We start from the raw sequence: 14,540 nt of genomic DNA on the forward strand, positions 1-14,540 counted from the left end.
GCATTCACCCGTTCGGGAACGACGCGACGAAGAAGACGCGACAAAGAAACTGCGGAGGTCACTGCCATGTCCGGAACCACCACTGCAAGGACCATCAATCATTTCATCGGCGGGCGCGAGGTTGCGGGCGAGAGCGGCCGCACGGCGCCCGTGTTCAACCCGGCGACCGGCGAGGAGAGCGGGCGCGTGGCGCTCGCTTCCGCCGCCGAGGTGCGTCGGGCCGTCGAGGCGGCGCGCGATGCGGCGGAAGGCTGGGCCAACACCACGCCGCTGCGCCGGGCGCGCATCCTCAACGCCTTCCTGCGCATCATCGAGGAGCGCATCGACGAACTCGCCGCCGTCATCACCGGTGAGCACGGCAAGGTGCTGTCCGACGCCAAGGGCGAGATCCAGCGCGGCCTCGAGGTCGTGGAATTCGCCACCGGCATTCCCCAGCTCCTCAAGGGCGAGATCACCGAGGACGTCGGCACGCGCGTCGACAGCCATTCCGTGCGCCAGCCGCTCGGCGTCGTGGCCGGCATCACGCCCTTCAACTTCCCGGCCATGGTGCCGATGTGGATGTTCCCCGTCGCGCTCGCCTGCGGCAACGCCTTCATCCTGAAGCCCTCGGAGCGCGATCCGTCGGCCTCGCTGCTGCTGGCGCAATGGCTCAAGGAAGCCGGTTTGCCGGACGGCGTCTTCAACGTCGTGCAGGGTGACAAGGAAGCGGTCGACGCGCTCCTCCACGATCCCGACGTGCAGGCGATCAGCTTCGTCGGCTCAACGCCCATCGCGCGCTACATCTACGAGACGGCGGCGAAGACCGGCAAGCGCGCCCAGGCGCTCGGCGGCGCCAAGAACCACATGATCATCCTGCCCGATGCCGATCTCGACCAGGCGGTCGATGCGCTGATGGGCGCGGCCTACGGCTCGGCCGGCGAGCGCTGCATGGCGATCTCGGTCGCGGTGCCGGTGGGCGAGAAGACGGCGGATGCGCTCATCGAGCGGCTGGAGCCGCGCGTGCGGGCACTGAAGATCGGTCCCGGCACCGACCCCGAGGCCGAGATGGGGCCGCTCGTCACCAAGCAGCACCTGGAGAAGGTGCGCGGCTATATCGACGCCGGCGAGGCGGAGGGCGCGAAGCTCGTCGTGGACGGGCGCGGGCTGACGCTGCAGGGTTTCGAGAACGGCTACTTCATCGGCGGCACGCTGTTCGACAACGTCACCACCGACATGAAGATCTACAAGGAGGAGATCTTCGGCCCGGTGCTCGCGGTGGCGCGCGCCGACAGCTACGCCACGGCGGCGAGGTGGATCAACGAGCACGAGTTCGGCAACGGCACGGCGATCTTCACCCGCGACGGCGACGCGGCGCGCGAGTTCGCGCACAGCATCAAGGTCGGCATGGTGGGCATCAACGTGCCGATCCCGGTGCCGATGGCGTTCCACTCCTTCGGCGGCTGGAAGGCGTCGCTGTTCGGCGACCATCACATGCACGGGCCCGAGGGCGTGCGCTTCTATACGCGCCTCAAGACCATCACCTCGCGCTGGCCCACCGGCATCCGCGCCGGCAGCGAGTTCGTCATGCCGACGCTCGGGTAACGGGCGCCGCGCCTGCGCCCGCATCGGCATGCCTTTCCCCGCGCGGGGCCGCCGTCTTCCCGACGGCGGCCCTCAGCCGTTGTGGATGAACAGGTGTTCGTGCGCGCGCGCCGTCGTCAGGATGAAGTCCATGACCGAACGGATGCGGGGCACTTCGGCAAGGTCCTGGTGGCAGGTCAGCCAGTAGCTGCGGCGAAGCGCCACTTCCTGCGGCAGCACCATGACGAGATCGGGAAAGCGCACGGCGATGAATTGGGGCAGGACGCACAGACCGCGTCCGCTCAAGGTCGCTGTCACCTGCGCGGAAAGGCTGGACGACTGGAACCCGGCCCGCAAGCCGGTGAGAATGTTGCGCAGGTAGTCGAGCCCGGGCGAAAAGATCAGATCCTGCACGTAGCCGATGAAGAAATGATCGAGCAGATCCTCGCGGCGCGTGATGGCCGGCCGCTCGGCCAGATAGGCGCGCGCCGCATAGATGTGCAGCGTGTAGTCGATGATTTTCTCGCTGACGTAGGGTCCCGCCTTCGGAGGATCGAGCGTCACCGCCACATCCGCCTCCTTGCGGGACAGCGCGATGATCTGCTGGATCGTGATGAGCTCCAGCGTGATGTTGGGATGGGATGCGGCGAAATCGTTCAGCTTCTCGACGAAGAAGAAATTGGAAAAGCCCTCCAGCACGCTGATGCGCACGACGCCGCGCAACTGGCTGCTGCCCGACGAGACGTCCGATTGCAGCCGCTCGGCTTCGGCTTCCATGCGCTCGACCGTCTCGATCAGGCGGCGGCCGACACCCGTCAGCTCGTATCCGCGCGGATTGCGCTCGAACAGCTTGACCTTGAGCGCGAATTCCAGCCGGTCGATATGACGTGCGACGGTGGCGTGGCTGGAACGCAGGCTGCGCGCCGCGCTCGAGAGCTGCCCCGAGCGCGCGACAGCGAGAAAATACTGCAGATCGTCCCAGGCGAAAGGGGTTGCCATAAACTGCTTCTGTTCAAAAACGAACGGACCCTGTTCGCACTTTGATGATGCGGCGTCCTTGTGTCAACGCACGGATTTGACAAAGCTGAGGGCGTATCCGGCGCTCCGGACAATGCGAACCGGCAATGTCGGATCGCCTATAATGGATGGGAGGAAACGTATGTATAAAGAGGTTGTCATATCGGCGGCCATGCTTCTGGCCATAGGTGCTTCCTGGAGTACTTCCTCCTTCGCCGCCGAGATTTCCGACGGCAAGGTCAAGATTGGCATTCTGAACGATCAGTCGGGCGTTTACGCCAACTTCGGCGGCCGATATTCCTACGAGGCCGCCCGAATGGCCGTCGAGGACCACGGCGGCAGCGTGCTCGGCGCTCCCATCGAGGTGGTGACGGCCGACCACCAGAACAAAACCGACATCGCCGCCAATATCGCCCGGCAATGGTACGATCTCGAACAGGTCGACTCGATCATGGAGCTGACCACGTCCTCGGTCGGCCTCGCCGTGCAGTCGCTCAGCGCGGAAAAGAAGAAGATCACCATCAATACCGGGGCGGCGACGACGGAACTGACCGGCAAGCAATGCACGCCCTACGGCTTCCATTGGGCCTACGACACGCATGCGCTGGCGGTCGGCACCGGCGGCGCGCTCGTGCGCCAAGGGGGCGACAACTGGTTCTTCCTCACCGCCGATTATGCCTTCGGCTATTCGCTGGAGGAAAATACCGCCGACTTCGTCAAGGCCAACGGCGGCACGGTGGCCGGCGCCGTGCGCCATCCGCTCGCGGCCACCGACTTCTCGTCGTTCCTGATCCAGGCCCAGGGCTCCGGCGCCAAGATCATCGGCCTCGCCAACGCCGGCCTCGATACGTCCAACGCCATCAAGCAGGCGGCCGAGTTCGGCCTCGTCGAAGGCGGCCAGCGCCTGGCGGCGCTGCTGTTCACGATTGCCGAGGTGCACGGTCTCGGCCTCGAGGCGGCGCAGGGGCTGACGCTCACGGAAGCCTTCTACTGGAACCGCGACGACGCGTCGCGGGAGTTCGGCGAACGCTTCTTCAAGCGCACCGGCGCCATGCCGAACATGGTTCACGCGGGCACCTATTCGGCCGTCAGCCAATATCTCAAGGCGATCGAGAAGGCGGGCACGGACGACGCGGACGCGGTCGCCCAGGCCCTGCGCGAGCTGCCGGTCGATGACGTCTTCGCCCAGAACGGCAAGGTCGAGGCCAACGGCCGCATGATCCACGACGTGTATCTCATGCAGGTCAAGAAGCCGGGCGAGAGCGACATCCCGTGGGACTATTATACCGTGCTCGCCACCATTCCCGGCGAGCAGGCCTTTCTGAAACCCTCCGAGAGCGGCTGCCCCCTGACCACGCAGTGACCGGCTACGCCTGACAGAGGACGCTGCCATCGCGACCGGCCCCGGCCGGTCGCGCAGGGCTGAACGCGTGGACACAGGAACGAGGCGCAGGAACGAGGCGGCGGATACGATTTCCTCTCGTCATCCGCCGCTTCGGATATTCCCGGTGAGAGGACGGCGGGCGAAACGGCCGCCGCATGGAGAAGGGCATGGGGGAATACGACTACGTCGTCATCGGTGCGGGCAGCGCCGGCTGCGTCCTGGCGAACCGGCTGTCGGCGGACCCGCGAAACCGGGTGCTGCTGCTGGAGGCCGGCGGCAGGGACAACTATCACTGGATCCATATTCCGGTAGGCTATCTCTATTGCATCAACAATCCGCGTACCGACTGGTGCTTCACGACCGAGCGGGAGGAGGGCCTGAACGGCCGCTCCCTCTACTATCCGCGCGGCAAGGTGCTCGGCGGCTGTTCCTCCATCAACGGCATGATCTACATGCGCGGCCAGGCGCGCGATTACGACACGTGGCGGCAGATGGGCTGCGAAGGCTGGGGGTGGGACGAGGTTCTGCCCTATTTCCGCAAGTCCGAGGACTATTATCGCGGTGAAAGCCCGCTGCACGGGGCGGGCGGCGAATGGCGGGTGGAAAAGGCGCGGGTGCGCTGGGCCGTGCTCGATGCCTTCCAGCAGGCGGCGCAGGAGGCCGGTATTCCGGCGATCGAGGATTTCAACACCGGCGACAACGAGGGCTCCGGCTATTTCGACGTCAACCAGCGCTCGGGCTGGCGGTGGAACACCGCCAAGGCGTTCCTGCGGCCCGCGCGCGGCCGCGCGAACCTCACCGTTCTGACCAACGCGCATGCGCAGCGGCTCGTCATCGAGGACGGCGCGGTCGCGGGCGTCGTGTTCCGGCACGCCGGCGAGGAGAAGACGGCGCGCGCGAGGCTGGAGACGGTGCTGTCGGCGGGCGCCATCGGCTCGCCGCATCTGCTCGAACTCTCCGGCGTCGGGCGTGGGGAGGCGCTGAAAGGGGCTGGTATCGACGTGCGGCTGGACGTTCCCGGCGTCGGCGAGAACCTTCAGGACCATCTGCAGCTTCGCCTCGTCTACCAGGTCTCCGGCGTGCCGACGCTCAACGAGCAGGCGTCGAGCCTCGTCGGCAAGGCGCGCATTGGCCTGGAGTATGCGCTGAAGCGTTCCGGGCCGATGTCGATGGCGCCGAGCCAGCTCGGCATTTTCACCCGCTCCTCGCCGGAGAAGGAGACGGCCGATCTCGAATATCACGTGCAGCCGGTCTCGCTCGACAGGTTCGGCGATCCGGTCCACCCGTTTCCGGCGATCACCGCGAGCGTGTGCAACCTGCGGCCGGAAAGCCGGGGATCGGTTCATGCCAGGGCGCCGGACCCCGCCGTGCAGCCGGCGATCCGGCCGAACTACCTTTCCGCCGAGGCCGACCGGCAGGTGGCGGTGACTGCGATCCGCCTCACGCGCCGGATCGCCGCGCAGCCCGCCTTCGCGCGCTTCTCGCCGCAGGAGTACAGGCCCGGCCCCGCCTGCGAGAGCGATGGCGACCTCGTGCGCGCCGCCGGCGATATCGGCACCACGATCTTCCACCCGGTCGGCACGCTGCGCATGGGGGCCGATCCGCAGAGCGTCGTCGACCCGCGCCTCAGGTTCCGCGGGCTGGCGCGCCTGCGCGTCGCCGATGCCTCGGTCATGCCGACAATCACGTCCGGCAACACCAACTCGCCCACGATCATGATCGCGGAGAAGGCCGCCGACATGATCCTCGCCGACAACCGCTGAAGGAGAGGCGGTCGGGAGGTCACGGGGAAGTCACGCCATGGCGAGCAGGGCGGCGTAGCCGGCCATCGAGACGGCGTAGAGCGCCGCGACGAGAAGGTAGCCGCCGATCTGCCGGCGGGTGTCGGCCTGCGGGGAGAGCCACCAGCCGAGCGCCCGGGACGCCGCCGGTACCGCCCACCAGCCGAGTAGCTGGGTGCTCACGAGGTTGCCGATGAACAGCGCCAGCCAGAACGGCACGCCATGCGCACCAAGCACCGGCCCGCCGATGAAATAGCCCCAGAGGTAGACCACGGGGTAGAGGACGAGCAGGACGATGAGGTTGCACTTGAAGATGAAGGACGGGTTCTGCTCCGGCGCCGTGCCGGGCGGAAACCAGAAGTTGAAGCCGTAGCTCGCCCGCTTCACCACCATGTCGGCGTTGAAGCGCGCGCCTTCCGCCAGCAGCGCCTGGCGCTGCGGCGAGTCGAGCCAGGCGGAGAGGTTGGCGTCACTGTCGAACGACAGGATGATGACCCAGTTGTCGTGCAGGCCGGGGGTCGGTCGTTCGATCTTGTGGTTCAGGAAGCCCTTGAATTTGGCCTCCGCCGCCTGAACCCGCTGCTGCCAGTCGAGAAAGGCCTCCTCCAGCCCGGGCGGCACGTCGAAGGAGATGACCGCCGAGACCGGCGCCTCCTGGCGGAAGCCCGCGCCACGCAGAATGTGCGTGTCCTCCGGCCCGATGAAATGCTGGCGCATCTCCTCCACGAGGCGGGCGCGCACGTCGCTCTCCAGCCAGGCGCGTGCCGCCGCCGGATCGGCGAAGTGCAGGATGACCACCCAATCGTCCTGGGCCGGCGGTTTCGGCGGCACCACCTCCTGGCCGAGGAAGCCCGGCCAGGATTTGAGGCGCTCGCCGACCTTGCCGTTCCAGCGCGTGAAGTCGGCGAAGCCCTCGTCGGCGATGCGTCGCTGGATGACGAGGGCGACCGGCCCGCCGGCGGTGTCGCGATCCGCGCTCATCCGGCGCTGTCCGGCGCGTTCTTCTTGTAGAGGCGCTTGCCCGCCACCCATGTCTCGTCGATGCTGCGGTCGTCGCCCACCATCATCACGCCGAACAGCAGGTTCGCGGCGTCCTCGAGCGTGCGCGGCAGGCCGTCCTCGGTGATCAGCGACTGGTGCCACGCCTGCGCGACGGGGCCGCCGTTGGGGTCGAGGGCGACGAAGTCGGCCTCCTTGCCGGGCTCGAAATTGCCGAGCCTGTCGTCGATGTAGAGCCCCTCGGCGCCGCCGAGGGTGATCGACCAGAAGCCGCGATAGGATGACAGCTTGTTGCGCTCCGCCTCGGCGAGGTCCTTGCGCACGGGATCGATGCTGCCGTCGAGCAGGGTGTTGTTGCACATGCCGACCTTGTAGGCGTCGTCGAGCACGTTGATCATCGAGAAGCGGTTGCCGCCGCCCATGTCGGTGCCGAACGACATCCGCACCCGGTGCTCCGGGTCGGTGGCACGGCCGAGGCGGAAAAGGCCGCTGCCGAGGAAGAGGTTCGAGCACGGGCAGAACACCACCGCCGCCCCGCTGTCCGCCATGCGCCGGAACTCGCCGTCCGACAGGTAGACCCCGTGCCCGCCGGAGAATTTCGGGCCGACGAGGCCGAATTTCTCATACACGCCGAGGTAGTCGTCGCAGTCGGGATGCTCGACGAGCACGCCCCGGCACTCGCTGGGGTTCTCGGAGATGTGGGTGTTCACCCAGCAGTCCGGGTGCTCCTCCTTCAGGCGCCGGCATGCCCGCAGCAGCTCCGGCGAGGCGCCGAAGGCGAAGCGCGGCGTGATGGCGTAGAGGTTGCGGCCCTTGTTGTGGTACTGCGCGATGAGACGCTTGCTGTCGCGGTAGAAATTCTCCGGCGTGTCGATGAAATCGGCCGGCGCGTTGCGGTCGATGCCGGTGAGGCCGGCGATGATGCGCATGTTGCGCCGCCCCGCTTCCTCGAAGAGCTCCTCCGTCGCCACCGGCGAGGAGCTGGTGAACGCCTGGCACGTGGTGGTGCCGGCGGCGAGCAGCGCATCGAGAAAACGCCTCACGCCCTCGCGGGCATAGTCGCGGTCCTTGTACTTCACCTCCTCGGGATAGACCCACGTCTGCAGCCACGGCAGCAACTGCTCGCCGAAGGCGCCGAGCACCCGGGTCTGCGGCAGGTGGATATGGCCGTCGATGAAGCCCGGAACGATGATGCGGTCCGGGATGGTGGTGATCGCGAGGCCGGGATAACGGGCCGCCACCTCCTCGTGGGGGCCGAAGGCGTCGATGACGCCGTCGGTCACCACCAGCAGGCCGTCCCGATGGAAGCGCGCCGCCGCCTGCTCGTTGCCGACATGCTTCCACGGATCGTCGATGAAATCGAAAAATGTTCCCCGGATACCGATGGTGGTCATGGCGTGGTTGTCCCCCTCTGGGATTGTATCGTCTGGCTGGAAGAAGGAAGCGAGACCGAAGCGGCACGCCCGGACGGCACAGAGGCCGAGGTAGAGCCACCCCACCGGCGCCTGTGTGGTTTCCGGAAGCACCGCGGCGATCGCCAGGGCGCCGCCCGGCATCCCGCGCCGCGGTTGCCATGAAAAATTCCCCCCTCGCCCCTGTCTATCACAGGAACACGTATGTCATTGTATACTGAAACTTTTTGTTCCGCGAGGGCCGCTTGCTCGCATTCCCTGTCCGTTCCCGCGCCGGGGCGGCGGGCGGCGGGCGGGCGGGAAGCGGCGGCGCGGGATGCGCGGCCGCCGGGGGGACGGGCGCGGCGCAGCATCCTTTTCAGTAGGTCGCGCGCCCTCCCGAGGCGTCGAAGACGGCGCCCGTGGTGAACGAGCATTCCCCGGAGGCGAGCCAGCAGATGAGGGCGGCGATCTCGCCGGTCTCGCCGAAGCGTCCCATGGGGATCTTGGAGAGCATGAAATCGATGTGCTGCTGGGTCATCTGCGAGAAGATGCCGGTGCGCACCGCCGCCGGCGTGACGCAGTTGACGGTGATCTTCGTGTGCGCGAGTTCCTTGCCGAGCGACTTCGTGAGCCCGATGACAGCCGCCTTCGAGGCGCTGTAGGCGGGGGCGTTTGGATTGCCCTCCTTGCCGGCGACGGAGGCGACATTGACGATGCGGCCGTAATCCTTCTCCAGCATGTAGGGCACGATGGCCTTGCCGCAGTGGAAGACGCCGTTCAGGTTGACGTCGATGACGCGCTTCCAGTCCTCGACGGGATAGTCCCAGGTGGTGGTATTGGGGCCGGTGATGCCGGCGCTCGTCACCAGGGTGTCGATGCCGCCCAGCGCCCCGGCGCTCGCTGCGGCCGCCTGCTCGACGCTCTCCCAGTCGGTGACGTCGACGGCGATGCCGATGACCCCGTCGCCGAGCCGCGCCGTGGCGGCGTCGATCCGGGGCTCGTCCCGGTCCCAGATCGCCACCCGGCCGCCCTCGGCCACGATGCGCTCCACGACCGTCAGCGCGATGCCGGCGGCCCCGCCGGTGACGACGGCGGTACGGCCGCCGAAGCGCGTGGGGTCCGCCATCAGCGCCTCTCCCACGCGACGCAGGTCTGCCGCTGCTCGCCGAGCTTGTCGATGCCGAGCGTGATGACGTCGCCGGGGCGCAGGTACACCGGCTCGGGCTTGATGCCCATGCCGACGCCGGGCGGCGTGCCGGTGGTGATGACATCGCCCGGCAGCAGCGTCATGAACTCGGAGAGGTAGCTCACGATGGTCTTCACGTCGAAGATCATGGTGGCGGTCGAGCCGGTCTGCCGGCGCTGGCCGTTGACGTCGAGCCACATGCCGAGGTCCTGCACGTCGCCGACCTCGTCGGCCGTCACCAGCCACGGGCCGATCGGGCCGAACGTGTCGCAGCCCTTGCCCTTGTCCCAGGTGCCGCCGCGCTCGATCTGGTATTCGCGTTCCGAGACGTCGTTGACCAGCACGTAGCCGGCGACGTGATCGAGCGCCTCCTCCTGCGTGACGTAGGAGGCGCGCCGGCCGATGACGATGCCGAGCTCGACCTCCCAGTCCGTCTTGGTGGAGCCGCGCGGGATGACGATGTCGTCGTTCGGGCCCTGGATGCAGGAGGTCGCCTTGGAGAAGATGATGGGCTCCGCCGGGATGGGCAGGTTCGATTCCGCCGCGTGGTCGGAGAAATTGAGCCCGATGGCGATGAACTTGCCGACCCGCGCCACGGGGCAGCCGTAGCGCGGCGTGCCCTCGACGACAGGCAGCGTCGTCGCGTCGAGCGCCCTGAGGCGGGCGAGGCCGTCGGGCGCGATGACGTCGCCGGTCAGGTCCGGAACGATGCCGGAGAGATCGCGGATGCGGCCGTCGTCGCCGAGAAGGCCGGGTTTTTCCTGGCCCGCGGGGCCGTAGCGCAGAAGTTTCATCGTCAGGCTCGTCAGTGGGTGTGGGACGGGTGGGGCGGCTCGTGGCGGTCCCCGGATGCCGCCCGGTCGGGCGACGCGCGCATCATCCGGCGAGCGAAGGAGGACCCGGACCGTTGACGCGCGCCCTCCGGCACAGGCTGCATCGCTCCGGCGGGCGCGTCACGGACCATGAAAATTGTCTCTCCCGGAGAATACCATATTGTGGTACCAAGTTTCTTATTATAGGATTCGTACAATCGCCGGCGCAGGGTGTCAAGAGCCGGCCCCTGCGGACAAGCCCGCACGCGGCCGGTCGAAGACCGGGAGCGTCGCATGATGAGTCGAACCGGGAAAGCGGGACCAGGCGTGGAGGACGAGAAGCAGACCCAGCGGGAGCCGCCGGCTGGCAGCCAGGCGTTGATCCGCGCGCTCGATGTGCTGGAGGCGGCGGCGGATGGCCCGATCGATCTGCTGCGGCTGGCGGAGACGGTGGGGCTTTCGCGCAGCACCGCGCATCGCCTCGCGACGAGCCTCGTGGCGCGCGACTATCTCAGCTTCGCGCCGGGCAGGGGCTATACGCTCGGCCTGAAGCTGCTCGAACTCGGCCAGCGCGCGGTGGCGCAGCGGCCGCTGGCGCCGGTCGCCCGGCCCTATCTCGAGCGTCTCGCGGAGGAGACGAGCGAAACGGTGCATCTCGGCGTGCTCGAAGGCGACTGGGCGCTCTATCTCGACAAGATCGCCGGCAAGCGCCGGTTCGAGGTCAGCTCGCGCGTGGGCGAGCGCCAGCCGGTGTGGTCGACGGGGCTCGGCAAGGCGCTCATCATGGGCGCCGACGAGGCGCGGCTGAAGCATTTCTTCGCGCTCGGCAACGCGCGCGGTCCCCGCCGGATGAACGACAGGGCCGCATGGCTCGACAAAATGCGGGAATACGCCGCGCGCGGCTATGCGTTCGATCTTGAGGAGAACGAGCCGGGCGTTCGCTGCGTCGCGGCGCCGATCCGCGACGCCTCCGGCGCGATCGTCGCCGCCATCAGCGTGTCGAGCCTGGCCCAGTACATGGAAGGCGCGCGCCTGGACGCGCTGAGCCGCGCCATCATGGCGGCGGCGGGCGCGATCAGCCGGGAGCTCGGATGGCGGCGCGATAGAGCGTGTTCCGATCAAATGGAATCATTTGATCGATAAGAATTCGCTCAAAATCAAAGAGTTAGATCATGTCAGCGTTTCCGGGAACCGCTGACATGATCCAGGCGACGCGCGTCCCGTCGTCGCCCGCGCCTTAAAGGTTGTACTGCTCGCGCGCGTAGTCGCCGAGCCCCACGGCGTCGAGCCGGTCGAGCGGCGCGAGAAACGTGACCTGGATCACGCCCGGCGCGCGCCCGATCTCGATCGCCCCGTTCACCGTCGCCCGGTTGCGCACCTCGGGAACCGTCATGCCGAGGAGCTTCGCCGCCCGTTCGAGTCCGTTGTCGATGGCGGCGTTCATGGTGGCCGCCGTGCCGATGACCGAGACGGGCGCCGTTTCCTCCAGCCTGTCGATGCCCCAGGCCTTCGCCAGGCGCTCGGCCTTGGCGCGCTCCGCCGCATCGAACGGACGCGCCAGCGGCGGCAGGTCCTCCGGCAGCGGAAAGAGCACCGGCCCGTCGATGGGATAATTCCTCACCACCTCGACCTGCAGCGTCACGCTGCCGGCCACGTCCATCGTATGGCCGGCGATCTCGCCGTCGCCCTGGGCGGCGTGCATGTCGCCCATGTACACGCCCGCGCCCTTCACCTTCACCGGCGCGATCAGGATCGCCCCCGGCCTGACGGCGTCGATGTCCATGTGGCCGTCGGTCTTGTGCTCGGCCAGTTGCTCGGCGGTGATGGCGTAGTCGTGCGGCGCGCCGACGAGGAAGGCGCCGAAATCGCCGGCGTTGTGCGAATCCGGGAAGGGGTGCGAGGGGGTCGTGCCGAGTTGCCCGAGGAAGGGACGCATGCGCACCACGGCGCCCACGAGATCGGCGGGCGCGAAGGTCAGGATCGGATGCTGCACCGACTCGTCCGGCAGCGCGGCGTAGTGATGTGCCTCGCGGGCAATCTTTTCGGCCGCCTCCTTCGGCACCGTGACGCCGATGTGCTGCGTCTCGTCGAAGACCACCGTATAGCCGTGGACGATCTCGAACGGCTTCACCGGGTTGCCGCATTTGTCGCATCTCACCGCGTCCTGGCCGATCCCTTCGAGGTGCGTCTCGGGCCAGACCTCGTTGCACGCGGGGCAGCGGGCCGCGACATAGGGATCACCGAGGCAGAATCCCTCGGGCGAGGAATCGTGCCCGGAGGCGGTGGCGATGGAGGTGACGGTGATGTCGCGGATGCGGATGGCGATGCCGTCGCCGGGCTCGGCGCCCTCCACATAGACCGGCTGCGTCACCTCGTGGCCGCCGCGCAGGCGCGGGGTGATCATCGGCCCCCAGCAGCCCGGTGCGGTATTGGCGATGATGATGCCGCCGTCCTCGACCGGCCCCAGCATCGGCGCCGAGGGATCGAGCACGCTGTTGGTGAAGCCGTGAACGACCACGCTCCGCTGTGGTGCGCCGGCGATTCCGACTGGCTTGTTCATGGTGTTGTTCCCTCTCTGTTATCGGGAGTGTGCCTGACAAAACCGCGCGGGGCCGGCTCAGCGCCCCGCCTGCTGCGCGGCCGCCGCTTCCAGCGCCTGCAGGAAAGCCGCCGGCTCCTGGGCGCCCGACAGGCCGTATCGGCCGTCGATGACGAAGAAGGGAACGCCGGTGATGCCGTAGCGGGACGCGAGCGCGATGTCCTCGTCCACCGCCGCGGCATGGTCGCCGGCCTCGAGCGCCCGTTTCGCGTCGTCGCGATCGAGCCCGGCCTCCACGGCGATGTCCGCCAGCGCCTCGATGTCGCCGATATGCACGCCCTCGCTGAAATGGGCGCGCAGCAGCCGTTCCTTCACGTCCGCCTGCCGGCCGTGCGCCTTGGCGTAATGCAGCAGCTCATGGGCCTTGCGCGTATTCGCGATCCGGTTGGTGTCGAAATCGTAGGTAAGCCCGTATTGCGCGCCGAGCGACTGCAGATGCCGGTTCGCCGCCTGTACCCGATCGGCGGACCACCCGAGGCGGGCGGCGAGATAATCGTCGTGGCTTCCGGCATAGTCCGCCGGCAGGTCCGGAGCGAGCTGGAAACTGTGATACGCCACCTCGACCGCGGGGGCATCGCCCCGCTCGCCGAACTGCCTCAGGGCGGCCTCCAGGCGGTGTTTGCCGAGATAGCACCACGGGCAGGCGATGTCCGACCAGACGTCGATCTTGATGGTTCGGGCCATGATAGCAGGCGGACTCCTTACCTCGGCGACATCCGCAGCCGGCAGGAACCCGGTGCGCACCATCGCGGATCAAGTCGGACCAACAACCCTCGCGTTTCAAACTAGGCCATGCGGCGGCGATCCGCAAGCAGCCGTCCCGTCGCACCGGGGCGGCGCGCCGTCCGTCTACGGGCCGGCCTTGGGCCGATACAGCCTGAACAGGCCTTGCGGCAGGGTCTCGAAATAGTCGGCCGGCCCGCCGCCCCGCAGGATCGGGCGGGCCGCGGCGGTGTCGTAGAGGCCGTCCCGCAGCAGGGCCTTGCTGATGTGCACCGCCACCACCTCGCCGAGGACGAGCCAGGTATCGAGGGCGCGCCTGTTCGCTGTGGCGAGCTGCTGGATATGCGCCACCCGGCACTCCAGCGAGACGGGGCTTTCCGCCACCCGCGGCGGCGCGACCGCGAGGGACGGCGCCGGCGTGAGCCCGGCGAGCGCGAACTCGTCGACCTCCGGCGGCGCTTCGATGCTGGTGCGGTTGACCGCATCGGCAAGCGGGCGGGTCGCCAGATTGTAGACGAACTCCCCGGTGGCCTCGGCGTTGCGCAGGCTGTCCTTCCTGCCGGCGCTGGAGAAGCCGATCACCGGCGGGCGGTAGTTGAAGACATTGAAGAAGCTGTAGGGCGCCAGATTGAGGCGCCCCTCGGCATCCCGGGTGGAGATCCAGCCGATGGGCCGGGGCGCCACGATCGCGGATATGGGATCGTGGGGCAGGCCGTGCCCCTCCGAGATCAGGTAGCTATGGATGCCGTCTTGCCCCATCGCCGATCCGCTTCTTCCAGATTGCCGCGGCAATACCGACGCGCCCGGTCTTCAACCGGGGCGTGTGGGCTTTGCTCAAGCGCCGCACGGGCTCGACCGTTTCTCGATGAGCCATGCGCATCGAGAAACAATGTAACACGCCGGAAACTGGCCCGTCGCCTTGCGATGGCCAAGAAGTGCGATGGCCAAGAAGAAAGCGTCGATTCCGCCCTGCGCATGTCACCGGTCCGGCGCCGGCCGCGGATGCCCGGACATATGCCCGTCGCCGGGGCGGGTATAATTGTCGTCGGCAGCCGCCGAATACCTTGGACGCCAATGCCGGGCCA

General features: G+C 67.8%; 12 protein-coding genes. 4 read left to right on the top strand and 8 right to left on the bottom strand.

Features of this window, described 5'->3' with window-relative positions; genetic code table 11:
* Positions 1–66: 66 nt before the first annotated feature.
* The gene (locus ACUSIJ_RS12460; protein ID WP_449308722.1) at positions 67–1,581 is read left to right on the top strand and encodes a CoA-acylating methylmalonate-semialdehyde dehydrogenase; all 1,515 of its coding nucleotides are present in this window, start codon (positions 67–69) and stop codon (positions 1,579–1,581) included.
* Positions 1,582–1,653: 72 nt separating this feature from the next.
* On the opposite strand, the gene ACUSIJ_RS12465 is transcribed toward ACUSIJ_RS12460, so the two are convergent.
* On the bottom strand, positions 1,654–2,559 hold the full coding sequence (locus tag ACUSIJ_RS12465; RefSeq protein ID WP_449308723.1) for a LysR family transcriptional regulator: 906 nt from the start codon (positions 2,557–2,559) through the stop codon (positions 1,654–1,656).
* A gap of 160 nt (positions 2,560–2,719) precedes the next feature.
* On the opposite strand from ACUSIJ_RS12465, the gene ACUSIJ_RS12470 reads away from it, so the two are divergent.
* Entirely contained in the window at positions 2,720–3,940 is a 1,221-nt protein-coding gene (locus tag ACUSIJ_RS12470; protein WP_449308724.1) for an ABC transporter substrate-binding protein, read from the top strand.
* Between the two features lie 188 nt (positions 3,941–4,128).
* Positions 4,129–5,724, top strand: a complete 1,596-nt coding sequence (locus ACUSIJ_RS12475; protein WP_449308725.1) for a GMC family oxidoreductase — start codon at positions 4,129–4,131, stop codon at positions 5,722–5,724.
* Between the two features lie 30 nt (positions 5,725–5,754).
* On the opposite strand, the gene ACUSIJ_RS12480 is transcribed toward ACUSIJ_RS12475, so the two are convergent.
* From ACUSIJ_RS12480 to ACUSIJ_RS12495, 4 genes are all read right to left on the bottom strand, one after another.
* The gene (locus ACUSIJ_RS12480) at positions 5,755–6,723 is read right to left on the bottom strand and encodes an antibiotic biosynthesis monooxygenase (RefSeq protein WP_449308726.1); all 969 of its coding nucleotides are present in this window, start codon (positions 6,721–6,723) and stop codon (positions 5,755–5,757) included.
* Complete coding sequence (gene guaD / locus ACUSIJ_RS12485) at positions 6,720–8,297, bottom strand: guanine deaminase (protein ID WP_449308727.1); 1,578 nt, start codon at positions 8,295–8,297, stop codon at positions 6,720–6,722. The genes ACUSIJ_RS12480 and guaD overlap by 4 nt, the downstream gene beginning before the upstream one ends.
* 214 nt (positions 8,298–8,511) lie before the next feature.
* A complete protein-coding gene (locus tag ACUSIJ_RS12490; RefSeq protein WP_449308728.1) occupies positions 8,512–9,261 on the bottom strand; it encodes an SDR family NAD(P)-dependent oxidoreductase in 750 nt (249 codons plus the stop codon).
* Positions 9,261–10,115 carry a fumarylacetoacetate hydrolase family protein gene (locus ACUSIJ_RS12495; protein ID WP_449308729.1) on the bottom strand — a complete coding sequence of 285 codons (855 nt, stop codon included), beginning with the start codon at positions 10,113–10,115 and terminating at the stop codon, positions 9,261–9,263. Before ACUSIJ_RS12495 ends, ACUSIJ_RS12490 begins: the two co-directional genes overlap by 1 nt.
* Positions 10,116–10,427: 312 nt before the next feature.
* Between ACUSIJ_RS12495 and ACUSIJ_RS12500 the strand changes: the two genes are divergently transcribed.
* Positions 10,428–11,276 (top strand): IclR family transcriptional regulator, encoded by an 849-nt coding sequence (locus tag ACUSIJ_RS12500; protein WP_449308730.1) that lies wholly within the window; start codon positions 10,428–10,430, stop codon positions 11,274–11,276.
* Between the two features lie 94 nt (positions 11,277–11,370).
* Here the strand turns inward: ACUSIJ_RS12500 and ACUSIJ_RS12505 are convergent, their stop codons facing one another.
* The 3 genes from ACUSIJ_RS12505 to ACUSIJ_RS12515 all read right to left on the bottom strand — a co-directional run bounded on the left by ACUSIJ_RS12505 (position 11,371) and on the right by ACUSIJ_RS12515 (position 14,214).
* Positions 11,371–12,693 (bottom strand): acetamidase/formamidase family protein, encoded by a 1,323-nt coding sequence (locus tag ACUSIJ_RS12505; RefSeq protein WP_449308731.1) that lies wholly within the window; start codon positions 12,691–12,693, stop codon positions 11,371–11,373.
* Positions 12,694–12,750: 57 nt separating this feature from the next.
* On the bottom strand, positions 12,751–13,416 hold the full coding sequence (locus tag ACUSIJ_RS12510; protein ID WP_449308732.1) for a DsbA family oxidoreductase: 666 nt from the start codon (positions 13,414–13,416) through the stop codon (positions 12,751–12,753).
* Between the two features lie 165 nt (positions 13,417–13,581).
* Entirely contained in the window at positions 13,582–14,214 is a 633-nt protein-coding gene (locus tag ACUSIJ_RS12515) for a flavin reductase family protein (RefSeq protein ID WP_449308733.1), read from the bottom strand.
* Positions 14,215–14,540: the final 326 nt, after the last annotated feature.

This window comes from Pseudochelatococcus sp. B33 (genome assembly GCF_053570585.1).

Bases quoted from the DNA above. Each gene is read 5' to 3' on its own strand.
- ACUSIJ_RS12475 (WP_449308725.1), top strand. From the start codon at position 4,129: ATGGGGGAATACGACTACGTCGTCATCGGTGCGGGCAGCGCCGGCTGC.
- ACUSIJ_RS12515 (WP_449308733.1), bottom strand. From the start codon at position 14,214: ATGGGGCAAGACGGCATCCATAGCTACCTGATCTCGGAGGGGCACGGC.
- ACUSIJ_RS12510 (WP_449308732.1), bottom strand. From the start codon at position 13,416: ATGGCCCGAACCATCAAGATCGACGTCTGGTCGGACATCGCCTGCCCG.
- guaD (WP_449308727.1), bottom strand. From the start codon at position 8,297: ATGCCGGGCGGCGCCCTGGCGATCGCCGCGGTGCTTCCGGAAACCACA.
- ACUSIJ_RS12495 (WP_449308729.1), bottom strand. From the start codon at position 10,115: ATGAAACTTCTGCGCTACGGCCCCGCGGGCCAGGAAAAACCCGGCCTT.
- ACUSIJ_RS12500 (WP_449308730.1), top strand. From the start codon at position 10,428: ATGATGAGTCGAACCGGGAAAGCGGGACCAGGCGTGGAGGACGAGAAG.
- ACUSIJ_RS12460 (WP_449308722.1), top strand. From the start codon at position 67: ATGTCCGGAACCACCACTGCAAGGACCATCAATCATTTCATCGGCGGG.
- ACUSIJ_RS12490 (WP_449308728.1), bottom strand. From the start codon at position 9,261: ATGGCGGACCCCACGCGCTTCGGCGGCCGTACCGCCGTCGTCACCGGC.
- ACUSIJ_RS12470 (WP_449308724.1), top strand. From the start codon at position 2,720: ATGTATAAAGAGGTTGTCATATCGGCGGCCATGCTTCTGGCCATAGGT.
- ACUSIJ_RS12480 (WP_449308726.1), bottom strand. From the start codon at position 6,723: ATGAGCGCGGATCGCGACACCGCCGGCGGGCCGGTCGCCCTCGTCATC.
- ACUSIJ_RS12465 (WP_449308723.1), bottom strand. From the start codon at position 2,559: ATGGCAACCCCTTTCGCCTGGGACGATCTGCAGTATTTTCTCGCTGTC.
- ACUSIJ_RS12505 (WP_449308731.1), bottom strand. From the start codon at position 12,693: ATGAACAAGCCAGTCGGAATCGCCGGCGCACCACAGCGGAGCGTGGTC.